The 25316-nt window shown below is 31.3% G+C and carries 26 protein-coding genes and 1 other annotated feature; of the genes, 24 read left to right on the forward strand and 2 right to left on the reverse strand.

Features of this window, described 5'->3' with window-relative positions; all coding sequences use genetic code 11:
• Positions 1-159: 159 nt before the first annotated feature.
• From H1220_03600 to H1220_03615, 4 genes are read left to right on the forward strand one after another with little or no spacing between them, the layout of a single operon-like run.
• The gene (locus H1220_03600) at positions 160-1305 is read left to right on the forward strand and encodes a hypothetical protein (GenBank protein QMI86442.1); all 1146 of its coding nucleotides are present in this window, start codon (positions 160-162) and stop codon (positions 1303-1305) included.
• Entirely contained in the window at positions 1298-2065 is a 768-nt protein-coding gene (locus H1220_03605) for an ABC transporter ATP-binding protein (GenBank protein QMI86443.1), read from the forward strand. Before H1220_03600 ends, H1220_03605 begins: the two co-directional genes overlap by 8 nt.
• A 3-nt stretch (positions 2066-2068) precedes the next feature.
• The gene (locus H1220_03610; GenBank protein ID QMI86444.1) at positions 2069-2809 is read left to right on the forward strand and encodes a multidrug ABC transporter permease; all 741 of its coding nucleotides are present in this window, start codon (positions 2069-2071) and stop codon (positions 2807-2809) included.
• A complete protein-coding gene (locus H1220_03615; protein QMI86445.1) occupies positions 2806-3519 on the forward strand; it encodes a hypothetical protein in 714 nt (237 codons plus the stop codon). Before H1220_03610 ends, H1220_03615 begins: the two co-directional genes overlap by 4 nt.
• Before the next feature lie 288 nt (positions 3520-3807).
• Here the strand turns inward: H1220_03615 and H1220_03620 are convergent, their stop codons facing one another.
• A complete protein-coding gene (locus tag H1220_03620) occupies positions 3808-5112 on the reverse strand; it encodes an ISL3 family transposase (GenBank protein ID QMI86446.1) in 1305 nt (434 codons plus the stop codon).
• 175 nt (positions 5113-5287) lie between these two features.
• On the opposite strand from H1220_03620, the gene H1220_03625 reads away from it, so the two are divergent.
• From H1220_03625 to H1220_03705, 17 genes are all read left to right on the forward strand, one after another.
• Entirely contained in the window at positions 5288-6583 is a 1296-nt protein-coding gene (locus tag H1220_03625; GenBank protein ID QMI86447.1) for a DEAD/DEAH box helicase family protein, read from the forward strand.
• 173 nt (positions 6584-6756) lie between these two features.
• A complete protein-coding gene (locus H1220_03630) occupies positions 6757-7056 on the forward strand; it encodes a hypothetical protein (protein ID QMI86448.1) in 300 nt (99 codons plus the stop codon).
• Entirely contained in the window at positions 7043-7567 is a 525-nt protein-coding gene (locus H1220_03635) for a hypothetical protein (GenBank protein QMI86449.1), read from the forward strand. The genes H1220_03630 and H1220_03635 overlap by 14 nt, the downstream gene beginning before the upstream one ends.
• A 165-nt stretch (positions 7568-7732) precedes the next feature.
• Positions 7733-8008, forward strand: a complete 276-nt coding sequence (locus tag H1220_03640) for an N-acetyltransferase (GenBank protein ID QMI86450.1) — start codon at positions 7733-7735, stop codon at positions 8006-8008.
• A 73-nt stretch (positions 8009-8081) separates the two neighbouring features.
• A complete protein-coding gene (locus tag H1220_03645) occupies positions 8082-8771 on the forward strand; it encodes an adaptor protein MecA (protein ID QMI86451.1) in 690 nt (229 codons plus the stop codon).
• A 20-nt stretch (positions 8772-8791) separates the two neighbouring features.
• Positions 8792-9172 (forward strand): VOC family protein, encoded by a 381-nt coding sequence (locus H1220_03650; GenBank protein ID QMI86452.1) that lies wholly within the window; start codon positions 8792-8794, stop codon positions 9170-9172.
• Positions 9173-9323: 151 nt separating this feature from the next.
• Entirely contained in the window at positions 9324-10118 is a 795-nt protein-coding gene (locus H1220_03655; protein QMI86453.1) for a hypothetical protein, read from the forward strand.
• Positions 10119-10127: 9 nt separating this feature from the next.
• Positions 10128-10865, forward strand: a complete 738-nt coding sequence (locus H1220_03660; GenBank protein ID QMI86454.1) for an MBL fold metallo-hydrolase — start codon at positions 10128-10130, stop codon at positions 10863-10865.
• Positions 10866-10878: 13 nt separating this feature from the next.
• Positions 10879-11898 (forward strand): lipoate--protein ligase, encoded by a 1020-nt coding sequence (locus H1220_03665; GenBank protein ID QMI86455.1) that lies wholly within the window; start codon positions 10879-10881, stop codon positions 11896-11898.
• 301 nt (positions 11899-12199) lie between these two features.
• Complete coding sequence (locus H1220_03670) at positions 12200-12535, forward strand: hypothetical protein (protein ID QMI86456.1); 336 nt, start codon at positions 12200-12202, stop codon at positions 12533-12535.
• Complete coding sequence (locus H1220_03675) at positions 12525-14078, forward strand: ABC transporter ATP-binding protein (GenBank protein QMI86457.1); 1554 nt, start codon at positions 12525-12527, stop codon at positions 14076-14078. Before H1220_03670 ends, H1220_03675 begins: the two co-directional genes overlap by 11 nt.
• 149 nt (positions 14079-14227) lie before the next feature.
• The gene (xerC, locus tag H1220_03680) at positions 14228-15136 is read left to right on the forward strand and encodes a tyrosine recombinase XerC (GenBank protein QMI86458.1); all 909 of its coding nucleotides are present in this window, start codon (positions 14228-14230) and stop codon (positions 15134-15136) included.
• Positions 15123-15668: an HslU--HslV peptidase proteolytic subunit gene (gene hslV, locus H1220_03685; GenBank protein ID QMI86643.1), complete on the forward strand. Its 546-nt coding sequence runs from the start codon at positions 15123-15125 to the stop codon at positions 15666-15668. The genes xerC and hslV overlap by 14 nt, the downstream gene beginning before the upstream one ends.
• Positions 15668-17065, forward strand: a complete 1398-nt coding sequence (gene hslU, locus H1220_03690) for an ATP-dependent protease ATPase subunit HslU (GenBank protein ID QMI86459.1) — start codon at positions 15668-15670, stop codon at positions 17063-17065. Before hslV ends, hslU begins: the two co-directional genes overlap by 1 nt.
• A gap of 15 nt (positions 17066-17080) precedes the next feature.
• On the forward strand, positions 17081-17896 hold the full coding sequence (gene codY, locus H1220_03695; protein ID QMI86460.1) for a GTP-sensing pleiotropic transcriptional regulator CodY: 816 nt from the start codon (positions 17081-17083) through the stop codon (positions 17894-17896).
• A gap of 93 nt (positions 17897-17989) precedes the next feature.
• The gene (locus tag H1220_03700; protein ID QMI86461.1) at positions 17990-19270 is read left to right on the forward strand and encodes a trigger factor; all 1281 of its coding nucleotides are present in this window, start codon (positions 17990-17992) and stop codon (positions 19268-19270) included.
• Positions 19271-19335: 65 nt separating this feature from the next.
• Positions 19336-20043 (forward strand): hypothetical protein, encoded by a 708-nt coding sequence (locus H1220_03705; GenBank protein QMI86462.1) that lies wholly within the window; start codon positions 19336-19338, stop codon positions 20041-20043.
• 58 nt (positions 20044-20101) lie between these two features.
• Here H1220_03705 and H1220_03710 read toward each other — a convergent pair whose 3' ends face one another.
• A complete protein-coding gene (locus H1220_03710; protein QMI86463.1) occupies positions 20102-20665 on the reverse strand; it encodes a class I SAM-dependent methyltransferase in 564 nt (187 codons plus the stop codon).
• A gap of 164 nt (positions 20666-20829) precedes the next feature.
• On the opposite strand from H1220_03710, the gene H1220_03715 reads away from it, so the two are divergent.
• From H1220_03715 to H1220_03725, 3 genes are all read left to right on the forward strand, one after another.
• Positions 20830-22326 carry a LysM peptidoglycan-binding domain-containing protein gene (locus H1220_03715; protein QMI86464.1) on the forward strand — a complete coding sequence of 499 codons (1497 nt, stop codon included), beginning with the start codon at positions 20830-20832 and terminating at the stop codon, positions 22324-22326.
• Positions 22327-22368: 42 nt separating this feature from the next.
• Positions 22369-22563 (forward strand) — a binding site (T-box leader).
• 61 nt (positions 22564-22624) lie between these two features.
• On the forward strand, positions 22625-25036 hold the full coding sequence (locus H1220_03720) for a leucine--tRNA ligase (protein QMI86465.1): 2412 nt from the start codon (positions 22625-22627) through the stop codon (positions 25034-25036).
• Positions 25036-25275: a DUF1294 domain-containing protein gene (locus H1220_03725; protein QMI86466.1), complete on the forward strand. Its 240-nt coding sequence runs from the start codon at positions 25036-25038 to the stop codon at positions 25273-25275. The genes H1220_03720 and H1220_03725 overlap by 1 nt, the downstream gene beginning before the upstream one ends.
• Positions 25276-25316 lie beyond the last annotated feature (41 nt).

A 25316-nucleotide genomic window follows, 5' to 3' on the forward strand; every position in this document is an offset into this window, starting at 1 on the left:
TTGTAGAATGGAGCATGAAGACAGAAAGGAGGGAAATTATGGAGGAAAATCAATTAGAAGAATTATTTTATGAATTGAATGATGAAGTTTTAAAAAGATTAAATGTTTATTTTAGAGGATGGCATCATGCTCCTGAACATGAAACTGATGGAGATTAGCATGAGAATTAGTAAATATATAGATCAATTAAATCAGAAAAATATACCTATTTATTTAAAAGAAAGAATAAGTCTTGCTAAACTTATTGTGTTACATAATGATATATCATTCATGCCACGTCGATCTGTACCTTATTATTTAAATGATTTAGGTGTTAGAGAATTTAAAAGTATTCAAAAAATGATGTTAACAGTATGTCACGATAATTGTATTAAGATACCTACTACTCATGAACTTGTAGAAGAATTAGCATGCATTCCAATACAAAAATATGCGTATTGGATTGATATGGTTATTTTTTTAACAGGTGATTATCAAGCTGTTGAGATAAGTGTGTTAAATAGATTTGATGAGATAGTAGCATACGCTGATTACACATTATGTATTTTTTCTGGAACAGTGTTAGTCGCAAGAAATAATAAAAAAGGTCTTCAATTATTTGAGCTAGCATCTAATATAAATGTATCAAAATCAACGCTAAATCGTTTGACAGCATTACATCGAATGGCTGTTTCAGAATTAAAAAGATTTAGAAATTTTAAAAAAGTTGAAAGTATTTTAAATGAAATTGTACTTGAAAATCACTCAAATATTCAAGATGATTTGATGATGACCGTACTTGTTAATAATTTATATGCTTTTTTCTTACTCGAATCACATCGAGAGATGTGGGGAAGTTTATATATTGAATTAATCATGAAAAATGCACAATTATTATCAAAAGCACTTCTTTATTCCAAAGATATATCTGATAATAAAAAACATCAAGTAGCTCGATATTTAAGTCAAATAAATATAAATCTTGCACAAATTTTTCTAAAAAAAGAGCAGTTAAAAAGAGCCATTTATCTTTTAGAGTTAAATGTTGATATGGTATCTAAATATGCTACCGTTTATATCTCAGAAGCATTAGGTACATTAGGCTATTTTTATTTTTTAAATAAAGATTTTAAAAGAGCCATTCCCATTTTAGAACAAGCTTTAGTTTATCATGTAAACGAGGGAGAATTTTATTCAATTGTATTTGACTATCAATTATTGATTGTATTATATTATAAAACAGATAATATGATGAAAGTAAGAGAGTTAGAGAAAGAACTAGTAAAGTTAGAACAAAGTGATAGTAAGAGGGGAATATATGACTAAAATTGATATTCAACATTTAAGGAAAGAATTTATAACTAAAAAGGAGACATTTGTAGCTGTAGAAGATATTTCTTTTACATTAGAATCTGGAAAAGTAGTTGCACTTTTAGGGCCTAATGGAGCAGGAAAAACAACGCTGGTACAAATGATAGCTGGATATTTAGAACAAACAAGTGGTTCTATTTTGATTGATGGTACAACATTAACGAAAAAAACACGAAAATACTTTCCTATGGGAGTTGTATTAGGTGGAGAATTAGGATTTTATGGTCATGCATCGGCAAGAGAAAATTTAATATTTTTTGCACATCTGAAGAAAGTTGCTAGAAAACAAGTACAAGATGAAGTCAATAGAGTATTAACATTAGTAGAATTAAAAGATGTTGAACATAAAAAAGTAAGGGAATTTTCAAGAGGAATGAAGCAACGATTGCATATTGCAAGAGCGCTTTTAAACAAACCTAAAATTATTCTTTTAGATGAACCAACAACGGGATTGGACGTGGAAATTGCTCGTACAATAAGGGAAATGATTAAACATCTTGCTAAAACAGAGAAAATCGCTATTCTATTAACAAGTCATACAATGTCTGAAATTGAATTTTTATCAGATCGTATTTTATTGATTGGTGCAGGTAAAATTTATCATGAAGGAACAGTGGAGAGCATCATTCGCTTATCTAATCTCACTAAGATTGATAGACCGGCAACATTAGAAGAATCTTATTTAGCTATTGCTGAACAGTTAAAAAGGAGATAGAGTATGCGTTTTTTATCATTAGTTATATTTCATTTAAAACTGTATAGCAAAAATAGTTATTTTTTAATGACGGTTTTATCCAGCACAACAACATTGATTTTATTTCAATATTTAGCAGCATATTCTCAACATGAAACAGTTAACCAAGTTGCTTGGCTAAGAGCAGGAATTTTTGGATTATGGGCATCTGGAACAACAGCAGCAGGAGTTGTAGGTATGCAAAAATGGCAAGGAACATTCGTGTATTTAATCAATAATCCACTAGATGACTATATTTCCTTAGTTGCACTGGTTATGCCAGCAGCTTTATTTGGATTATTAAGTTTTCCTATTGCTTTTTTATTATCTATTTTTTTAGGATTTTTGCCAGTTATTACTTTAATTGATATATTATTCATAATCTTACTTTGGTTTGGTGCAACTGTTTTAGATTTATGCATTGCTTCTGTATTTGTTTTAACAAAGAATGCCATTATTTATGAAGAATTGATTTCTTTACCGATACTATTACTATCAGGTTTATTCACTGTTCCTACATTATTTATGCCCTTAAAACAAATTATGCAGTGGATTATACCAATTTCAATGCCTATTGGTTGGTTATTAAAAGAAGAAGTATTAACAGGGATCAATTTATTAAAATGCCTTGTCAGTATTGTCATTATGCTTGGTATTAGCTTTTATACAACTCATTATTTAATCAAAAAAGCAAAACAATTCGGTCAATTTGGGGGAAGCTTATGAAAATTGTACTTACATCACTTTCTTATTTTAATCATTTACGAACATTTTTGCTTCACTTCATTATTATACCAATGTTCCAAGCCTTTTTAATGGTACTGATTATGCAAGACTATAATTATCAATTATCATCTAAAATCATGACGGTTTCCATTGTGTTATCAAGTGGGACGATGGCTGTATATATGGTATCCAAACTCTTTATTGGAAATATGAATAGAGGGATTGATAAATATGTCATTGTACATCACCCATTTTCTTTTTATTATTGGGGAAATCAATTTCTGATTTGTTTTTTTGGAGCATATTTATTAGCAGTGATAAATGGTGTATTATTTGCTAGTTTAAATATTGTTTCTCTATACTATATTTTAATATTGGCACCTTTTTGTATTGTTTCGGGTATTGTGCTTGGTTTATTTGCAAGCTGTTTATCTTGGACATATCACAATCCATATTTTTGGACAAATATAGTTGCGAGTATGATTGTGCTTTTAGGAGGATCTGTTGGTGCTGTATCGACTTATCCACCTTTATGGCAATTATGTAGTAATGTACTTCCTTTTAGTACTATTACAAATATGATTTATACCAATCAGTTAGATGTAATAAGTATTTTTATCAATCTATCTATTTGGATAATATTAACACTCTGTCTTTATATATATCAATGCAATAGAAGAATAGCTAGACAACGTTATTCTATTTTTTAATAATGCTATTGGTAAAACAGGTAGTGAATGACTAATACCATTCACTACCTGTTTTTTCTACTATTGATAATGATAAAATACATAAAAATATTGACTTTTTTTATTGGCTCTATGTCAAATAGGGTTGATGACTCATAAAAGGTAGTGATGTCACAAATGTTACGTCACTATCTTTTTATTTTAAGTCACAAAGTGATGTACGGCTCACCAAAATGTACACGATACATGTCTCTTCCCCTACGTTGTGCGGGGAAGGAGCTATTCGTACATCACTTTTGACTTAAACTATTAAGCAACTAGTGAAGTAGATGGTACGGTATATGGTACATATAACTTACACATTAATAAAATACGATTTCTAAAATGTGAAAAGTTACGATAACCATAGGCATTTCTCTTAAGTACTTTAATTTTATGATTGATACCTTCAAGTGCACCGTTAGTCAAATGATGGTAGATAAAGGTGTTTTTAATATAGGGTAAATACCCTTTGAAAGTTCTTAATACTCTACGTAAACCAGGAGAAATAGCTTCCTGTTTAGCCCATATGAGTATTTCTTCAAATCGGTCAAAATCTCTATTATGTAAAGCATCTCTTAATTGATGAACGACATCGTATGTGGCTCTTAGTTCTGGGACTTGTTCCAATAAATAATCGACTATCCCTTGTGTATGCGTCATCCAATCAAACAGTGGAAAACGGTGATAAGGATAACTACTTAGTGTATCTGTGTTACTTAAAAACAACTTCCAATAACGTTTCATTTTGTTGTATAAACGGCGATTATTCTGATGTAAAGCTTTCATTACATGCACTCTATGTTTCGTTAATTCACGATTTAATGCTTGTACAATATGAAAAGGGTCGATAATGACATGTGCATTAGGAAATACTTGCTTGGATATCTGAATATAGGGGCGAAACATATCAATCGTAATTGTTTTAACAGCTTTTCTTGTCTGGGTATCGTATCTAGCAAAGTAGTCTAATAGCGTGCTGGATTTACGGTCGTGTACAACGTCAATCAGTTGATGAGTCAGTGCATCACAATAGATAAAACTCATGGCACTATCAGAAGATTTTACTGACTTGAATTCATCAAAACATAGATGATGAGGTAATTGCGTGTTGTGATTTACTTTTAAAGTAGAGGCGACCTTATCCACAATACGTCTGACCGTATGTACAGATACATTGTGTTGTTTAGCGATGTAGGTTTCTGAAATGGTTTCTGTTAAAGTGTCCATTATCTTTTGTTTTAAACGGTTCGTGATAAAACAATGCTTATCCACAATAGGTGTTTCAGCTGTAAATGATGATTGACAGGATTTACAATAAAAACGTTGTTTAGTGAGTGATAAATAGGCGTTTAGTCCTGAAATTTGGCATAAAGACAGTCGTGATTGACGTGTCCCATTTTTTACAATGCCATTGGTTGTGTGACAATTTGGGCAACAATCTGGTGTATAGGTTAATTTACCGTATAAGACTAATGATTTTTTATGTCGAATGTCACACTCTGATACGTTTTCATGATCAAATGTGATGTTTTTATCCTTTAATTGTAGTAAGATTTCTGTTATATTAGACATAGGCAATTTCTCCTTATTATTTGGTGGTACTTTTAATTTAAGAGAAAATTGCCTTTTTGTCTACATAAAATTAGGGTTGCTGGCTTATGCCATCAACCCTAAAAATTATACAGCCTTTTTATTGTAGAACAAAGATTTTGTCATAAATGGCATATATTATCAATAGGTGATAAATATGAAAGAAAATGCTTATGGACGTGAGATAGTTATAAAAAAGAAAGATTTATCTCAATTCAAGTCTTTTATTTGTATACCAGCTGTGTCTAATCGAAAATGCTGTCGCTGTGATATGCCTATTAAGTATCAAACACCTTGTTCAATATGTCTGCAATTTTGTGGTTATTGTGTTTCTTGTATAAATTTAGGTCTATTAAAAGAGTGCGACTATCTTGTTTCTTATCCAGAACCAAAAAATAAACATAGACATGTTGTCTTTGATTTTAAGGGTACCTTGTCCAATGAACAAGAAAAACTATCTAAACGTATTGAGCAAGCAGCACTATCCAATGAACAATTACTCGTCTATGCTGTAACAGGTGCAGGAAAAACAGAAATGATTTATAACGGTATTCATCGTATTCTTGAGGAGGGTGGGAGAGTTTGTTTATCTGCACCTAGAGTAGATGTATGTATTGAATTATCTCTTCGCTTAAAAAAAGTTTTTCCTGATGAAAATATTGCTGTTTTATACGGAGCAAATTCCGAATCTTATCGTTATAGCAAATTGGTGATTTGTACCACACATCAATTATTGCGATTTAAACATGCGTTTGATTTATTGTTTATTGATGAAGTAGATTCATTTCCTTTTAGCAATAATCCTATATTAACCAATCGTATTGAGAAAGTATTAAAAGAAAAAAGTAGTTTAATTTTGTTAACAGCAACACCTAGTAAAGATCAACTTAAAAAAATAAAAAAAGGAACCTTATCTTGCGTGACATTACCCGCAAGGTATCATAAGCACCCACTTGTTGTGCCAAAAAGTATGTATATTGGATTTTGGAAGAAAAAACCTAAAGTATTGTTTTCTATTTTGCATCAATTTATAAATAAAAATCAACCATTTCTCGTCTTTTTGCCCAATATTGACGATATGCATGTTTTAGAAAAACAGTTAAAAAAAGCATATCCCAATTTAGCTATTGCATCCGTACATGCACAAGACAGTCATCGCTATGAAAAAATCCAATCCATGCGTGACAATCAATACGACTGTTTGTTGACCACAACCATTTTAGAACGAGGTGTGACCTTTAAACATATTCATGTCATTGTTGTAGATGCACACCAACCAATATTCACAACAGCTAGTCTTGTGCAAATTGCCGGTAGAGTTGGACGAACAGTTGATGCACCAAGTGGTCTTGTATATTTTTTACATAATGGTGCATCACGATATTTAAAAAAAGCGATAAAAGAGATAGAACATATGAATAAACTCGCAAAGGAGAGAGGATTGATTTTATAATGTTGTGTCTTATATGCCAAAAAAGAATATACGAGAAAATAGATATCTTTTCTTTTTCACAAAATAAAAAACAATGGCTATGTGCGGAATGTACCAATAAAGATAAAATAGATGACTTTCATGAACACTACATTGTACAAAACGATTATAGATATCGTTTTGCATTTGCCAGTGTGTACGAAAAAATATTTATTATTTATCGTAAACATCTTGTTTTAACCTTTTATGATAATCAAAGTGTGGTAGACTATACAGCTGGTATTGTTAAAGAAAAGTTACCACAGTGTTTTTCTTTACAAAAGCATGCTGTTAGTATTGTGCCTTATTTTAAATATTGTCTAAGAGAATACAAAAAAATAGTCGTTATTGATTATCATGGATTAAGCGAAGAAATGTATCAATATATACAACATCACAATCATACTACAATAGAGCGTTTAACACTATGGAGGAAATTAGATGGCTACTTTTAAAATAACTGAAAAACAAAATCGAGTATATCTAACACTAATATTAGAACCTCTTGAAGAATATGTTTTCTTTTCAACAGCTGCTCCAGTTTTATCTATGAACCAACTGTCACAAAAAGAATATACTGGAGAATATGTAAACTGTATTTCATTAAAAACATATTTATCTCAAGGTGTTTCTACATATATGTTTTTTGATGTTCTTTTTCAAGTAGTGAATATATTAAAACAATTAGAACATGACTATATAGATACTCATTTTATTTTATGGAATATCAATCAATTTGTGTACCATCAAGATAAAGAATGTATTGCCTTTATTGGTATCAGATTGATTGGAAAAGAGAATACATACAATTTTAAAAAATTAATTTTAGATTGTTTAAAAAATAGTCAATTTTTTAAAGAGGAACCATTAAACAATTTTATTAATATGATTCAAGACATCATACAAGCAGAAGATTGTCAGCAACGAGTACTTGACTATAAAAAGGAAATGGAAGATAGAAGATGATATTTATAGGATTAGTCATTTTTTGTATATATGTATTTCTTTTATATAAAAGAAAGAAAAAGAGCATATTTCATCAAAAAGTGTGTATAAAATGTTATACTATTTATACGACAAGGTATAGAACATGCCCCATTTGTAAAAAGAGAAAGTATTGGAGGATTTATAATGGAATTTGTAAAAAAAGGAAATAGTTTTGTTTATGAAGTTGACGGACAGTTATTAGGAGAAATAACATATGCTTTTGTGAAAGATAATGTGATTGATGTTAATCATACATATGTATCAGAAACATTAAGAGGACAAGGCATTGCTAAAAAATTGGTAGATACAGTTGTTGCATACGCTAAGGAAGAACAGTTAAAAATTATTCCAACATGCCCGTATGTTGTGGCACTTTTTGAAAAAGATGATGTCTATCAAGAAATAATGTTTAAAGAATAGATATATCTTACTTTACAAATAATGAAATTGTTATAAAATATTCATTATAATTTATATAAAAGAGGTGATACGAATGAAAATGGAACACATAAATGAAAATACAATAAAAGTGATGATTGCTAAGTCTGATTTAGAAGAACGAGGTATTACATTTTTTGACTTATTAGGAAGTCAAAAGAAAGTTGAAACATTCTTTTATAGCATTTTGGATGAAGTTGGTATGCGTCATGAATTTGAAGGTATTGATTCTGTGACATTTCAAGTAGTGCCTAAAAGAGACGGTTTTGACTTATATATTACAAAAGGAATGGTCGATAATTTTAAAGAGCACTTAAAAGCATCTATTCAAGATATTGATTTTGATAGTAATAACCCGCTTGATAAAATGATTCAATATTTAGAACAAGAATCAAATGAAGAAAAAAAAGAAAAAGCAATATCTCAAAAACAACTGTTTGAAAAAGAAGAATTAAAAAAAGAATCTACTAAATCACTTGTTTTTGTATTTGAAAAAATTGCTGATTTTGTTTCTTTTGCCAAATATATAAAAGTGGAACATTTAGAAAATCATTTATATGATTATAATGGAGAATATTATTGGGTTATAACATGCTCAACAGCAAATGAGCGTCAACATGTGTTGCACATAGCATTAGAATACGGAGAAATGGCAAAAGTATCACAAGTATTTTTAAATGAACACGCAAATCTTATTATTGAATCAAACGCTTTAGATGTGACAAAAAAATATTTTATCAATTAATATTGTGAGGGATAATATAAATGAAACAACAAATGGTACATACGTGCTATCGTGTCAAAAATTTAGAAGAATCTATTAAATTTTATACAGAAGCATTTGATTTTAAAGTGTCTCGATTAAGAGATTTTCCAGAAAATCAATTTACACTAGCTTATTTAACATTGCCTGAAAGTGATTATGAATTAGAATTAACTTATAATTATGGACATGGTGCGTATGAGTTGGGAACAGGATATGGTCATATTGCAATTGCTGTAGAAGATCTTGAAGCACTACATGAACAACAAAAAAATGCTGGCTATAATGTAACAGACTTAAAAGGATTACCAGGTATACCACCATCTTATTATTTTATTATTGATCCAGACGGATACAAAGTAGAAGTCGTTAGAATGAAATAACAAATAACTATAAATAGGGTCCCCCTATTTATAGTTATTTGTGTTTATTTTTGTGTCTAAAAGTAGAAAACTTGATATATTAAGGGTTTTCTCATATAATGTAATTTGGGTACATGTTGTATTCATATTTTATAAAGGTTAGGGTAATGATATGGATTTAAATACATTTATAAAGCAACTTAAATATTTTGCAAGTCATCCAGTTATAAAATTGTTTATTATGCCATTAACATTGATTTTATTTGGAACATCATTTGGTTCTAAAGGTAATCCTTTGAATTTAGTGGGAGCTATTGTTTTTTATTTCTTTATGTTAATGATGCAATTTATTGAGCAATATTTATTTATCAATGTATCTAAGCGTGGCTATGTAAAATGGCAACCCTTATATATGTTTGAGCTAATTATTCTTATTTTTTTAGTATTACTGTATTATATAACGAATATTATTTTTACAATACTTGCATTTTTATACGTTGTAAGTACGCATTTGATGTATGCACCGTTCAAGTTAAAAGGTACGATTTATTACATCATATTACAAGTATTTTTAAAAGGATTGGTCGTAACGATTTTAGCTTCATTTATTCAAGTAAATTTAATTACTATGAATTTATTTGTAGCCATTTTACCTCTTGTTAGTGGACTTTTAGTATATTACGCAGAATCAGAGAAACTAGACATTGTTAAATATGGAATGGTTGCTTTACCAAAAAATTTATTACGTTATTTATCTATTGCAGGGCTTATTGGTATGGCTGCATTTCCTTTTGCAATAGGAAGAGTGGCATTAACGAATATATTATTTGATGTTTTACTAGTTGGTATTGTTGGATTATTTATACAATTTATGTTTAAAAATAAACATTATTTAAATACTGGAAAAAGTAAAAATTATTTATCAAGTTTATATACATTATATGTGCTTTTGTTAAGTCTATTTTAGGAGGTTGCTATGAAATTAACCATTTTAGGTTGTATGGGAGCCTATCCAACACCGACACAAGCAACATCGTCTTATTTATTAGAGGCAGACGGATTTAAATTACTTGTCGACATTGGAAGTGGCGCTTTTCAACATCTTGCTTCTATTATGGAACCGACAGATATTGATGCATTGCTGATTACGCATTACCATGCAGATCATATTGCAGACTTAGGTGTGTTGCAATATGCTTATCAATTAAAGCCTGCACTAGAACATTTGCCTAAAAAAATATTAAAAATTTATGGACATCAGCATTCAGAAGAATTTTCTAAATTGACGATGCAAAATGTGAGTGAGGGAATTGTTTATAATCCAGAGGAAATTTTAAGAGTAGGTCCTTTTAAAATAACATTTTTAAAAACCATTCATCCAGTTGTGTGTTATGGGATAAGGGTTGAAGATAAAAACACTAAAAAAGTATTTGTTTTTACAGCAGATTCTGGGTATTTAGCAGACTTTATTACTTTTGCAAAAGATGCAGATTTATTACTTGCAGATGCAATGTTTATGAATGGTTCAGAAAATAGTACCGTGCATATGACAGCAGGAGAAGTCGGAAAGATTGCAGATTTAGCGAATGTTAAGCAATTGGTTTTAACGCATTTACCTGTGAATTATCAAAGCGTTTTAAAACAACAAGCAGAAGAAATGGTTGAACATATTCCAGTTTATTTAGCAAAAGATTTTGATACATACGAAATTTAAAGGAGGATATGTCATGTATTTTGTAGATAATAAAGAGATTACAGATCCACGTGTCAATATTGCTTTAGAAACATATTTAGTAGAAAATAAGTTAGTAGATGAACCGATTTTATTATTTTATATCAATGAACCGTCTATTATTATTGGGCGTAATCAAAATACAGCTGAAGAAGTTAATCAGTCGTATATTGATGAAAAAGGTATTCACGTCGTTCGCCGTATGTCCGGTGGAGGAGCTGTTTATCATGATTTAGGTAATTTTTCTTTTTGTTTTATTAAAGATGATGATGGTTCTTTTAGAGATTTTGGCAAATTTACAAAACCTGTTATTGACGCACTTCATAAAATGGGTGTTTCTGGGGCAGAGTTACAAGGTAGAAATGATTTGTTGATTGACGGAAAGAAATTTTCTGGAAATGCTATGTACGCTAAAAATGGTCGTATGACAGCTCATGGTACAATTTTGTTTGATGCTGATTTAGATGCTGTCACGAAAGCATTAAAGCCAAGAAAAGAAAAAATTGAATCTAAAGGTATTAAATCTGTTCGTTCACGTGTTACAAACATTAAACCTTATGTATCAGCACAATATCAAAATATGACAACTCAAGAATTTCGTGACAGTTTATTATTAGAAATTTTTGGTGTATCATCACGTGACGACGTAAAAGAATACCATCTAACAGATAAAGACTGGGAAGGTGTTTATAAAATTCGTGATGAACGCTTTGGAAATTGGGACTGGAATTATGGACATTCTCCACAATTTTCAATGGCTTGTCATCATAAATTCCCATTTGGATTAGTCGAATTTAAATTAAATGTATCAAATGGACACATTGATGACATTAAAATTTTTGGTGATTTCTTTGGTTTAGGTGACATTGTAGATGTAGAAGCAGCATTACGTGGAACTAAATTTGATAAGGAACATGTTCAAAATGTATTTGATACGATTGACGTGAAAAAATACTTTGGAAATATATCATCAGAAGAATTAACCCAATTACTTGTTTTCGGAACAGTTGAATAAGATTGAAAGGAAGATGTTTCTTAGCGTCTTCTTTTTTGTGTGATGTACATGTCGTTCCTCCAGATGATTGGATGTCATATAATATCACACTTTACGTTATTAACAGATTGATATATCAATTTTAAAGATTTATTTTATGAACATAAACAGTGATTATTCACTTTGTGTTAGTTGAGAATAAGGATTATCATATAGGAGGAAAATTTATGAATACAAAAGATGATATATTGACTAGTAAAAAATATGAATAGAAAATGAATGGTATTTGTCAAATAAAGAATACAAAATTTTGTCTCAAAAAATGTTGGAATTACAACATAAGTATTCAAAATATATATCTATAGCTTTATGGGAAGAAAATAGTTCTAAAAAAATATTGAAAAATCTTTCTGAAACAGGCTTAAGTTGTGGAGCAGGTTTAACAGAATGGACAATTACTGAACAAGGTTTTATCAAGCCATGTTCATTTTTTCCTGATAAGTATTTCACTCAATATTTTTATAAAAATTTTCAGGATATTCTTTTAAAGAAAAAGACTAATTCTGCTGTAGAATGTATCATATCATGGGAAAAAGAATTAAATAGTGTAGGTTTAAGCACAAAAAATATTTGTGAGGTGATATATCGTGCCATTTAAAAATAAGTATTTTTATCTTAGTTTAGTATGTCTATTCTTCGTAGCATTGATGAATATTTGTTTTAGTGTGTTAACCAAATTTATTGTAGACACACTGCTCGAACACAATATATCTCAATTTTATCATTTCGTGATTTTATTGGTTGGAGCTACGTTAATTTTATTGATAGCAGAATACGGGCAACAACTCTTTCGTCAAAAATACATCAATAGTATGGGAGAATACTTACACGAAAAAGCCATTTATCAATTATTACATTTACCACATGACACTCTAGGAAGTGACTATATATCAACCATTTCTAACGATATTGAAATGATCAAAGAACTGTATTATGAGGCTCAATTATCGTTGTGGCATGGTTTAATGTCGTTTTTATTTGCGGTTATCGCTATTTTTTCATTAGATTTTATGACGGCATTATTTATACTAACATTATCGCTTTTACCGATTATTATTCCGTATGTATTGAAAAGTCATTTATCAAGATTGCAAAGTGTTATTTCTAAAACAAAGTCGGAGTATACAGTGCAATTATCAGATATTATTGAAGGAGTCGTTATTATAAAGAATAGTTTTTCTCTAGCTCATTTTAAAGAAAAGTTATTCAAAAAATATCATGCGATTAGTCAAGATATTGATGCCAAAACACGTATTGGTAGTATGGGAAATGTGCTGATTGGTTTTTCTTTTTATGCAACAACAATCATGATTTTATGGATAGGAGGGTACCAAGTTTTAAGTGGTGCCATTACTGTTGGTACTATTGTGGCAATTTATTCCATTTCAACAGAGTTAGTACATCCTATCAATTTAATCGCATCTTCATTATCTGATATTAAATCTTCACAAGATATTCAACAAACATTTCTGAAAACAGAGATATATGAAGATAACTTAAATATACAATCAGATTTTCATCATATCATTTGTCATGATTTACAGTATCAACTAAATGATACAAGACTTCTTGATTTTTCTAAACAAATACTTCAATTTGATAAAGGAAAACACTATCTTATAACTGGAAAAAATGGTAGTGGTAAGACGACATTGATAGAGTTATTAACGAAAAATAAAGAGTATACACAAGGAGATATTTTGATAGATAATATTTCAATCCAAAATATGAGTTATCAAAAAGTACAATCTTTCTTTGCTTATGTACCACAAAAACCAATAATGTTTCACGATACCATTTTACATAATATCACTTTATATCAATGTTATGACAGTGAATACATGCTTTCTTTACTAGACATTTTTAGATTAAAAGACCGTTTTCCAACACTAGATAGTTTAGATGAACGTTTCGACCAAAAGAGTACATTGTCTGGGGGTCAACAACAAAAAATCGCATTGATAAGAGCACTCTGTCAAAAGAAACCTATTTTAATTTTAGATGAATCATTAAGTGCAATGGATGAGCAATCTTCCAAAGAGATAGAACAGTATTTACTGTCTTTATCTCATCAAACAATTATTCATATTTCACATAGAAGTCAACCTGAACAGTATGATAACTGTATTCACTTATATTAGTATTATAGAGTGAAAATGACGAGGCGAACCACACTATCAAATTGGTGGTTCGCCTCGTTTTAGTATAATATGTCAGAATTGTACAAAAAAATGCAACAATTTTGAAAATTCTAACTAATTAAGATATAATGGTCTTTGGAGGCGATTTAATGGAACAACATATTATGGATTTTTTAGACATGTTACAGCGTGAAAAAAGATATTCCCTTGCGACAATTCAAGCATATAGACGTGATATTGAAAAATTTGTTTCTTTTTTAAAGCAAGACAAAGAGTCAGATATACTAAATGTAACGATTAGAGATGCTAAGTACTATTTAGCGTATTTGACTGAGCAAGAGTATAGTAAAAATAGTATTTCTCGCTTATTATCGAGTTTACGTGTTTTTTATCAATATCTATTAAGTTTAGACTATGTTGAAGAAAATCCATTTGTATATGTTACCTATAAAAAAAGAGAAAAACGCTTGCCAAAATTTTATTATGAACCTGAAATGGAAAAAATTATCGAGGCGACAAAAGGAACTGAACCACTTGATTATCGTAATATGGCATTGGTAGAACTATTATATAGTTGTGGATTACGTGTGAGTGAATGTGTTTCTGTTACATTAAAAGATGTCGATTTTCGTGCAAAACTTATTTTTATTCTTGGCAAAGGTGGAAAAATGCGTTACGTTCCTTTTGGAGAGTGGGCAGAAGATACATTGCAAGACTATTTGGAAAAAGGACGTCCTGCACTGATGCAAAGACAAAAACATGATGTGTTATTTGTAAATCATTTAGGAGAACCTTTGACACCTGCTGGTGTATCTTATATTTTAAATCAAATCATTAAAAAAAGTAGCTTGACTTTTAATATACATCCTCATATGTTACGGCATACATTTGCAACACATTTATTAAATAATGGAGCAGATATACGTACTATTCAAGAGTTATTAGGACATGATAGTTTAAAAGCAACAGAAGTTTATACACATGTTACAAAAGAAAGTTTGTATCGAAATTATCAACAATTTCATCCTCGTGCAAAAAGAAAAGATAAAGGAGAATAATATGACAACAATTTGTGCAGTAAGTAAAAATGGACAATTTGCAATGGCTGGAGATGGTCAAGTGACAATGGGTCAAAGTGTCATCATGAAAGGCAGTGCAAAAAAAATTCGTCGTTTGTACCAAGATAAAGTTGTTGTAGGATTTGCTGGTTCTGTTGCAGATGCTATTACATTAGAAGAAAAATTTGAAGAAAAATTAGAACAATATAAAGGAAATTTACAAAGAGCAGCTATTGAGCTAGCAAAATCATGGCGTAGTGATCGTATGCTTCAAAAATTAGAAGCGTTATTGATTGTGATGAATGATAAACAAATGTTATTGGTATCTGGTACAGGTGAAGTCATTGAACCTGATGACGGTATTTTAACGATTGGGTCTGGAGGAAATTATGCACTTGCTGCAGCAAGAGGTCTTATGAGAACGGACAATACACTTTCAGCTGGGCAAATCGCTTATGAAAGTTTGAAAATTGCATCAGAAATTGATGTATTTACAAATGACAATATTATTGTAGAGGAGTTGAATGCTTAATGGTAAAAGCATTGGGAAAAACACCCCGTGAAATTGTTAAAGAATTAGACAAATATATTATTGGACAAGATAATGCTAAAAAAGCGGTTGCTGTTGCATTAAGAAATAGATATAGACGTTTGCAATTATCTGCGGATATGCAACGTGATGTGACACCCAAAAATTTAATGATGATTGGTTCTACTGGTGTTGGAAAAACAGAAATTGCAAGACGATTAGCAACATTGGTAAAAGCACCATTTATTAAAGTAGAAGCAACAAAGTTTACAGAAGTAGGTTATGTTGGACGTGATGTAGAGTCAATGGTTCGTGACTTAGTAGATGCGGCTATTCAATTAGTTGATAAAGAAAAGAAAAAAGGTATTTACCAAAAAGCAGAAAAAGAAGCCATTAAACGTATTGCTGCTGCGTTAAAACCAGGAATTTTCAAAAAGAAACAACAATCTTCTGATTTAAGTGCTCTTCAAAATATGTTCCAAGGATTAGGAATACCGAACCATGAAGAAGTGGAAGAAGTGACACCAGAAATTGCAGCAGATAGACGTGTGTTAGAAAAACAAATCCAAGATGGTTTATTGGATAGTAAAGAAGTGACTATAAAATTATTAGAACGTGAAAAAGAAGTTTATGGTGGCGGGCCTGCTATGGAACAACTATCTGCAATGCAGTCGATGATTGGTTCTATGACACCGCGTAAGAAAATCACACGTACCGTAACGGTTTTAGAAGCAAAAGAATTGCTTATTCAAGAAGTTAGTGAAGAGTTGGTCAATAAAGATGATATTCAGTCAGAAGCATTAAAATTAGCGGAGTCTTCAGGTATTATTTTTATTGATGAGATCGATAAAATTACATCAAAATCAGATAATGGTGGACAAGTATCAAGAGAAGGTGTTCAAAGAGATATTTTACCAATCGTTGAAGGAAGTCAGGTGATGACTAAATATGGTCCTATCAAAACAGATCATATTTTATTCATTGCATCTGGAGCCTTTCATGTGGCAAAACCAACGGATTTAATTCCGGAGTTACAAGGACGTTTTCCTATACGTGTTGAGCTTGTTGACTTAACACAGGAAGATTTTGAACGTATTTTAAAAGAACCAAACAATTCATTGTTGAAACAATATACAGCATTATTAGAAACAGAAAATATTGAATTGATTTTTACGCAAGAAGCGATTGCTAAAATGGCAGAGATTGCGTATCAATTAAATGATGAAACGGATAATATTGGTGCTAGACGTTTACATACTATTTTAGAAAAATTATTAGAAGATTTACTATTTGAAGCACCAGATATGCCTGGAGGTACGATTACCATTACACAAGCATACGTTGAAGAAAAAGTTGGCGTTATTTCACATGATGATAAATTAAAACATTATATTTTATAATGAATGGTTGGGGGAATGATAGTGGAACAAGTTTTAAGTAAATTAAGAGAATTGATGACATTACTTCAAACAGACCGTGATTTCAGTGACATCGAAAATATAGCACAAACGTATAAAGATTTACCTTTCAAACGAGTGGCTAAAATTTTATCAGGTATTACAGACTCAAATATTTATATCGTGGATAATAACGGTATTATATTAGGTTATGATGAACTTTATACAATGGATAGCCCACGTTTTACAGCTTATTTAGAACAAAGACAGTTTCCTGATTTTTACATTCAAGAATTAAATAAGATTACAAAAACATATGAAAATATCACAGTTGACGAGTCGTATACAGCTTTTCCCGTTGAGAATAAGGATATTTTTGGTAATGGTGTGACGACCATTATTCCAATTTTTGTATCAGGAAAAAGACTTGGAAATCTTAGTTTGGCACGAATTGGAAAATTGTTTGAAACGAGTGATCTAATTTTAGCAGAGTACAGTGCAACGGTAGTTGGATTAGAATTGTTATACTATATTAACCACAAAGAACAAGAAGAAATTAGAGAGAAAGAGAGAATTTCTTTAGCGATAAGCAGTCTTTCGTATAGTGAAAAGGAAGCAATTCGTTGTATATTCAGTACCATTTCAACTTTAGAAGTACGCATCACAGCATCTAAAATTGCAACTGATTATAATATTACGAGATCTGTTATCGTAAACGCGTTAAGAAAATTAGAATCAGCAGGTTTATTAGAAGCTCAGTCTTTAGGGATGAAAGGAACACATATCAAATTAAAAAATAATACTATTTTGGAAGAATTAAAATATATGATGTAAACAAAAACAAAGACAGACAAAGAAACTAATTTACTTTAACGCTATTTTAGTGTAATATAAAAAAGTATTGAAATATTTTGTGGAGGAAGAAACATGACAGCAAAATGGGAAAAAACAGGCACAAATAATGGTGTGCTAACATTTGAGATTTCTCAAGATAAAATCAAAGAAGGATTGGATAAAGCGTTCAAACGTGTTCAACCAAAATTAAACGTTGCAGGATTCCGTAAAGGTAAAGTGCCACGTACAATTTTCAACAAACAATTTGGTGAAGAAGCATTATATGAAGACGCATTAAATATTTTATTACCAGATGCATATGATAATGCTATTGAAGAATTAGCATTATTCCCAGTAGCTCAACCAAAAATCAATGTAAAATCTATTGAAAAAGGACAAGATTGGGTTATTGAAGCAGAAGTTGTTGTAAAACCTGAAGTAAAATTAGGTGATTACAAAGGCTTAACAGTTGAAAAACAAGATCGTACAGTAACTGTTGAAGATGTTGAAAATGAATTAGCTAAAAAACAAGAACAATTTGCTGAATTATCTGTTAAAGAAGGTAAAGCAGAAAATGGCGATACAGTTGTGATTGACTTTGAAGGCTTTAAAGACGGTGTTGCATTTGCAGGTGGAAAAGGTGAAAACCATTCATTAGAATTAGGTTCAAACTCATTCATTCCAGGTTTTGAAGATCAATTAGTTGGTACATCAGCAGGAGATGACGTAGAAGTTAATGTGACATTCCCAGAAGAATATCACGCAGAAGACTTAAAAGGTCAACCAGCAACATTTAAAGTAACTGTAAAAGAAGTAAAATCAAAAGAATTACCAGCTTTAGATGATGAGTTTGCTAAAGATGTTGATGATTCTGTTGAAACATTAGCAGAATTAAAAGATAAATTACAAGAATCATTACAAAAAGCAAAAGATGAAGCAGCACAAACAGCTGTAGAAGATGCAGCATTACGTCAAGCTGTTGACAATGCAGAAATCGTTGAATTACCTGAAGAAATGGTACACGCAGAAGTGCATCGTCAAATGGACTTCTTCTTAAACAATATGAAACGTCAAGGTATTTCAGAAGAATTATACTATCAATTAACTGGAACAACTCGTGCAGATTTACATAAACAAATGGAAAAAGATGCGGATGTTCAAGTGAAAACAAACTTAGTATTAGAAAAAGTAGCAGAAGTTGAAAACTTAGATGCAACTGAAGATGATATGAACAAAGAAATCGAAGAATTAGCAGCAACATACGGTATGGAAATTGATGCTGTTCGTAACGTGTTAAATGCAGAAATGTTAACACACGACATTAAAATGAAAAAAGCAATGGCTGTTATCGTGGATAGTGCTATTGAAAAATAATCAATAAAACCAAGCGATAATTGTTTCGCTTGGCTTTATTTTATAAATAAAAGGAGAAATAGTATATGAATGTTATTGTTGATAAAGAATTTTTTAATCTTTTCCCTAATGGAAGTTTATTTGTATTAAGTCTAAAAGGCATTGACAATCATGCTAAAGAAGATAAATATGACTTTTTCAAAAATAAATTAGATAGTGCAACTGTTTCAGCAAAACAATTTTTAACAGAAGATACATTTACACAAAATGAGGTTATAAAAGAATGGCGTGAAGCATTTGCCACTTTTAAAACAAAAAAAGGTGCAAGAAGTTCTATTGAGGCTCTTTTAAAACGTGTTAGTCAAGATAGAGAATTTACACCAATTAACCCACTAGTTGATTTATATAATAGTGTATCTTTATCTTATGGTGTCCCTTGTGGCGGAGAAGATATTGCCCGTATTCAAGGTGATTTACATTTAGGACAAGCAAAAGGTGGCGAACCATTCTTTCCTTTAGGTGCCGAAGAAGACTCTCCTGCTTTACCAGAAGAATTGATTTACTATGACAATGAGGGTGCCGTATGCCGTAGTTTAAACTGGCGTGAAGCACAAAGAACGATGTTAACAGAAGAAACACAACATGCTGTTTTTATCATGGAAGCAATCAATGAACATCAAGCAAAACGTTGTCACGAAGCCATTCATGCTTTAAACGATTTATTGCAAGAATATTTTGGTAAACAAGGTGATATTGCTGTTTTAACAAATGAGCAACCTGAAGTAGCTATTTAAGATATCATGTTTAAAAAGGCTTGAAAGTCACATTCTTATGACTTTCAAGCCTTTTATATTAACGCTTTTGTATCGCAATAAGCTGTGGTGGGTTGTTTTGTTGGTTTAAAAAGTGATAGTGTAATACGTGATATTCTTTTTGTGGGAGTGAAGAAGTATAATTTATCACACTTTCTTTTTCTTCTAGTCCTCCTGTATGTCCATCGTATAAAACTAAAATGATAAGTCCATTTTTTTGTAAATGTGGAAGTATCTGTTTGATAGATTGAAGTGTTGTATCTCCATTTGTAATAATAGTTTTATCAGCCTTTGGCAAATAACCTAGATTAAAAATAGCGGCTGAAATAGACATATTATTGTTTAAAACTTGATAGATATTTGCGTGATTTAATAAATGTAATTCGCATTGATCTAAGGCACTATGTTCTTGTAGTAATTGTGTTGTATTTTGTAATGCTTGTTCTTGAATATCTAAAGCAATTACTTTTCCTTGTTTACCCACAAGTTGCGCTAAAAATAATGTATCATGTCCATTTCCCATAGTGGCATCAATCACAAAGTCATTTGGTTTAACATATTGAGTTAGTAGGGTATGGCTAAAACGTTGTGCCGAGTCTAACAAAATAATCACTCCTTTTTATTTATATAATATATTTCCGTTTCATTCATATTATTACACAAAGATTACATATTTTAAATCAAAACAACACTGTGTCATGCCCTCTTTTAAAACTGGTTTTTATACTCTATAATCAAAAGTAATCAGATTTGGAGAGGGAATTATTCATGAAATTATTAAGAAGACAAACAAAGCGTTTATATGAACAACAAAAGTTGAAAAATAGTAAATTAAAACAAGCATCTGCAACTGTAGGGGCAACACTTGCGGTATCAAGTGTTGCCATTACGAGTGTACAGACAGCACATGCAGAATCAGCACAGCAAAATTTTATCAATACTATTGGACAATACGCCCAACAAATTGCTAGAGAAAATGATTTATATGCTTCTGTGATGATTGCTCAAGCGATTTTAGAAAGTAATTGGGGAACAAGTCGATTAGCTACGGCACCAAATTATAATTTATTTGGTATTAAAGGTCACTATAATGGACAATCTGTTGTAATGAAGACAATGGAAGATAATGGAAAAGGTGAATTGTACCAAATCAATGCTGGTTTTAGAAAATACCCATCTTATTACGAATCTTTACAAAATTACGCTCAATTATTAAGAACAGGTGCAATGGGCAATAGTCAATTTTATGCTGGTGCATGGAAAAGCCGTACGAATTCTTATCAAGATGCAACAAAATGGTTAACTGGACGATATGCGACGGATACAAAATACGCGGCAAAACTAAATAGTATTATCGCAACATACGGATTAACACGATACGATAGTCAAACAACTGTACCAGTGTCTACATCAAATTCTGTTAATGTATTGGCAAATATTTCAGCAAACGGTCAATATGTGGTTCAAAAAGGCGATACATTATTGGCGATTTGTCGTCGATATGGTATGGACCTAGCAACATTAAAAGCAATAAACAATTTAACGTCAGACACTATTTATGTGGGACAAATATTAAAAGTGGCAGGTCAAGTATCTGAACCAACTACTCCAGTTGTAAAAGAAGTTATCAAACAAGAAAATACAGTATCAAAACCAGAGGTTGTAACAATAGTAAATAGTGGAACATATACAGTTAAAGCAGGTGATACATTATACCGCATTGCAAAAAATAATGGTACAACTGTTGAAGCACTTAAAGAGGCAAATGGATTATCAAGTCATTTAATTTATGTAAACCAAGTGTTACGCTTATCCGCATCACAAGCATCAAACCAAGTTGTTGAAAGCCAACCAAAAGTGTCCCAGCCAGAAACAGTTAAACCTGTTGTTGAGAGTGCACCACAACAAGTAGAAACTAAAGTAGAACAATCTGTAAAATCTGTGTCATCACAATCTACACATACTGTACAAAAAGGTGATACATTATATCGTATTGCGAAAAATAATGGATTAACAGTATCAGAACTAATGCGTTTAAATGGCTTAAATTCTGCGTTAATTCGTGTAGGACAAGTGTTGACATTATCTGGTCAATCTACAACAACATATGTGACTCAAGAAATAGGTGTTACACATAAAGTCAAAGCAGGTGACACATTATACCGTATTGCAAAAAATAATGGGACAACTGTTGAAGCTTTAAAAGCATTAAATCATTTGACATCTGATTTAATTTATGTAAATCAAACATTAAAAGTGAAATAATTGACATTTTTTGTAATTCATCTTAAAATGTAACAAAATGATTGATAAACGATGATTAGGAGTAGTAGAACGTCGTCTTTGATAGAGAGTGTTCGGTTGGTGGAAGAGCACAAAGAAACGGTTTGAACTCGCCTATAAGTTACTTTTTTGATATGTAGAAAAAGTCGGATCGCTACCGTTATCGGCATGATGAGTATAAAATAGGTGGTACCGTAATTATAGATAATTACCCTATATGGCTATATTAGTCATATAGGGCTTTTTGTTGTCAATCAAATCACTAATAAAGGAGATATGTATGAATTTTAATCACAAAGATATTGAAAAAAAATGGCAAGATTATTGGCAGGAGCATCAAACATTTAAAACAACAGAAGATGATAATAAACCATATTTCTATGTACTTGATATGTTTCCATATCCGTCTGGACAAGGATTGCATGTTGGGCATACAGAAGGGTATACAGCAACAGATATTTTAGCTCGCTTTAAGCGTGCACAAGGCTATAATGTTTTGCATCCAATCGGTTGGGATGCCTTTGGATTACCCGCAGAGCAATATGCCATTGATACAGGAAATGACCCTGCTGAGTTTACTTATAAAAATATTGCGAATTTTAGACGTCAATTAAAAGAGCTAGGGTTTAGTTATGATTGGGAACGTGAAGTAGACACAACAGATCCAAACTATTATAAATGGACACAATGGATTTTTGAAAAATTATGTGAAAAAGATTTAGCATATGAAGATGAAATTCTTGTAAACTGGTGCCCTGCTTTAGGAACAGTATTAGCTAATGAAGAAGTTATCGACGGAAAAAGTGAACGTGGTGGACATCCGGTATATCGTGTACCAATGAAGCAGTGGGTATTGCGTATTACTGCTTATGCAGACCGTTTAATTGATGATTTAGATTTAATTGATTGGCCTGAAAATTTAAAAGAAATGCAACGTAATTGGATTGGACGTTCACACGGTGCACAAGTGACGTTTAGTGTAGCAAACACAAAACATACCTTTGACGTATTTACAACTCGTCCAGATACATTATTTGGTGCAACATATGTTGTATTAGCTCCTGAACATCCACTTGTTAAACAGATAACAACATCTGAACAACAAGAAATAGTAGATGCTTATTTACAAGACGTTTCTTTAAAATCTGATTTAGAAAGAACAGACTTAGCAAAAGATAAAACAGGTGTCTTTACAGGAGCTTACGCTATCAATCCAATGACACAACAAGAAATTCCAATTTGGGTTGGGGACTATGTTTTGATTGGTTATGGAACAGGTGCAATTATGGCGTGTCCTGCTCATGATCAACGTGACTTTGATTTTGCTACAAAATTTGAATTACCAATTATCCCAGTATTAACAAGTGGACAAGAAGATACATTGCCATTTTTACAAGACGGTATTCATATCAATTCTGATTTCTTAAATGGATTGAATACACAAGATGGTATTGATAAAGCGATTAAGTGGTTAGAAGAACATCAAGTTGGAAAACAAGTGACATCCTTTAGACTAAGAGACTGGATATTCTCAAGACAACGTTATTGGGGTGAACCAATTCCTGTTATTCATTGGGAAGATGGCACATCAACATTGGTTAAAGAAGATGAGTTACCACTGTTATTACCAAAAACGGATAATATTAAACCAAGTGGTACTGGAGAATCTCCACTAGCAAATATAACAGAATGGGTAAATATTGTTGATGAAAACGGACGTAAAGGACGTCGTGAAACAAATACAATGCCTCAATGGGCAGGTAGCTCATGGTATTTCTTACGTTATGTAGATCCAACCAATACAGAGCAACTTGCTGACCCAGAAAAATTGAAAAAATGGTTCCCGGTAGATATGTATATTGGTGGAGCAGAGCACGCTGTATTACATTTATTGTATGCACGATTCTGGCATAAATTCTTATACGATATTGGTGTTGTTCCAACACCAGAACCATTCCAACGTGTGTTTAATCAAGGGATGATTTTAGGACCTGACGGCAATAAAATGTCAAAATCTAAAGGGAATGTCATAAACCCTGACGATGTTGTCAAAACATTTGGTGCAGATACATTACGATTATACGAAATGTTTATGGGACCTTTAGATGCGTCAAAACCATGGAGTGAAACAGGTCTTGAAGGCTCTCGTCGTTTCTTAGATAGAGTATGGCGTTTGATGATTGATGACAATGGTAAATTAAGAGATCGTGTGACAACGTTTAATGACGGTAAATTAACAAAAGTATATCATCAAACAGTGAAAAAAGTGACAGAAGATTATGCTGTAATGCATTATAATACAGCCATTTCACAAATGATGGTCTTTGTCAATGAAGCTAATAAAATGGATGCTCTTCCAGTAGACTATATGAGAGGCCTTGTTCAATTATTAGCACCAATTACACCACATATTGCTGAAGAATTATGGGAAAAACTTGGTGGTAAAGAGTCTATTTCTCATGTTGCATGGCCGCTTTATGATGAAAAAGAACTTGTTGAAAATACTGTTGAAGTGATTTTCCAAGTAAATGGTAAAATTAAAGCACGTCAATTTGTTGAAGTTGATTTAGATAAAACAATATTGGAAACATTGGCAAAAGAACATGAAGACGTGAAGCAAGCCATTTCTGGTAAGGAAATTGTAAAAGTTATAGCTGTGCCAAATAAACTTGTTAATTTGGTGATTAAATAATGTACCATTTATGGCTATTCTTTTTCTACAATTTATTTGTGTTTTTGTTAATGGGAATAGATAAATATAAAGCGGTGTACAAAAAATATAGAATTTCTGAAAAAATATTGTTACTATTATTTCTTTTTGGTGGCGGTATAGGTGGTTTGTCAGGAATGATTATGTTTCATCATAAAGTTAGAAAATGGTATTTTTATCTTTGTGCTAGCATTGGTGTTTGTACAGTATTCCTTTTGTAAAATAATCGAGGTTTTTGAACCTCGATTATTTTTATTGTATA

Source organism: Carnobacteriaceae bacterium zg-84 (assembly GCA_013874835.1).
Classification (GTDB): domain Bacteria; phylum Bacillota; class Bacilli; order Lactobacillales; family Aerococcaceae; genus WM01.

Bases quoted from the DNA above. Each gene is read 5' to 3' on its own strand.
- H1220_03600 (QMI86442.1), top strand. From the start codon at position 160: ATGAGAATTAGTAAATATATAGATCAATTAAATCAGAAAAATATACCT.
- H1220_03605 (QMI86443.1), top strand. From the start codon at position 1,298: ATGACTAAAATTGATATTCAACATTTAAGGAAAGAATTTATAACTAAA.
- H1220_03610 (QMI86444.1), top strand. From the start codon at position 2,069: ATGCGTTTTTTATCATTAGTTATATTTCATTTAAAACTGTATAGCAAA.
- H1220_03615 (QMI86445.1), top strand. From the start codon at position 2,806: ATGAAAATTGTACTTACATCACTTTCTTATTTTAATCATTTACGAACA.
- H1220_03620 (QMI86446.1), bottom strand. From the start codon at position 5,112: ATGTCTAATATAACAGAAATCTTACTACAATTAAAGGATAAAAACATC.
- H1220_03625 (QMI86447.1), top strand. From the start codon at position 5,288: ATGAAAGAAAATGCTTATGGACGTGAGATAGTTATAAAAAAGAAAGAT.
- H1220_03635 (QMI86449.1), top strand. From the start codon at position 7,043: ATGGCTACTTTTAAAATAACTGAAAAACAAAATCGAGTATATCTAACA.
- H1220_03640 (QMI86450.1), top strand. From the start codon at position 7,733: ATGGAATTTGTAAAAAAAGGAAATAGTTTTGTTTATGAAGTTGACGGA.
- H1220_03645 (QMI86451.1), top strand. From the start codon at position 8,082: ATGAAAATGGAACACATAAATGAAAATACAATAAAAGTGATGATTGCT.
- H1220_03650 (QMI86452.1), top strand. From the start codon at position 8,792: ATGAAACAACAAATGGTACATACGTGCTATCGTGTCAAAAATTTAGAA.
- H1220_03655 (QMI86453.1), top strand. From the start codon at position 9,324: ATGGATTTAAATACATTTATAAAGCAACTTAAATATTTTGCAAGTCAT.
- H1220_03660 (QMI86454.1), top strand. From the start codon at position 10,128: ATGAAATTAACCATTTTAGGTTGTATGGGAGCCTATCCAACACCGACA.
- H1220_03665 (QMI86455.1), top strand. From the start codon at position 10,879: ATGTATTTTGTAGATAATAAAGAGATTACAGATCCACGTGTCAATATT.
- H1220_03670 (QMI86456.1), top strand. From the start codon at position 12,200: ATGTTGGAATTACAACATAAGTATTCAAAATATATATCTATAGCTTTA.
- xerC (QMI86458.1), top strand. From the start codon at position 14,228: ATGGAACAACATATTATGGATTTTTTAGACATGTTACAGCGTGAAAAA.
- hslU (QMI86459.1), top strand. From the start codon at position 15,668: ATGGTAAAAGCATTGGGAAAAACACCCCGTGAAATTGTTAAAGAATTA.
- codY (QMI86460.1), top strand. From the start codon at position 17,081: ATGATAGTGGAACAAGTTTTAAGTAAATTAAGAGAATTGATGACATTA.
- H1220_03700 (QMI86461.1), top strand. From the start codon at position 17,990: ATGACAGCAAAATGGGAAAAAACAGGCACAAATAATGGTGTGCTAACA.
- H1220_03705 (QMI86462.1), top strand. From the start codon at position 19,336: ATGAATGTTATTGTTGATAAAGAATTTTTTAATCTTTTCCCTAATGGA.
- H1220_03715 (QMI86464.1), top strand. From the start codon at position 20,830: ATGAAATTATTAAGAAGACAAACAAAGCGTTTATATGAACAACAAAAG.
- H1220_03720 (QMI86465.1), top strand. From the start codon at position 22,625: ATGAATTTTAATCACAAAGATATTGAAAAAAAATGGCAAGATTATTGG.
- H1220_03725 (QMI86466.1), top strand. From the start codon at position 25,036: ATGTACCATTTATGGCTATTCTTTTTCTACAATTTATTTGTGTTTTTG.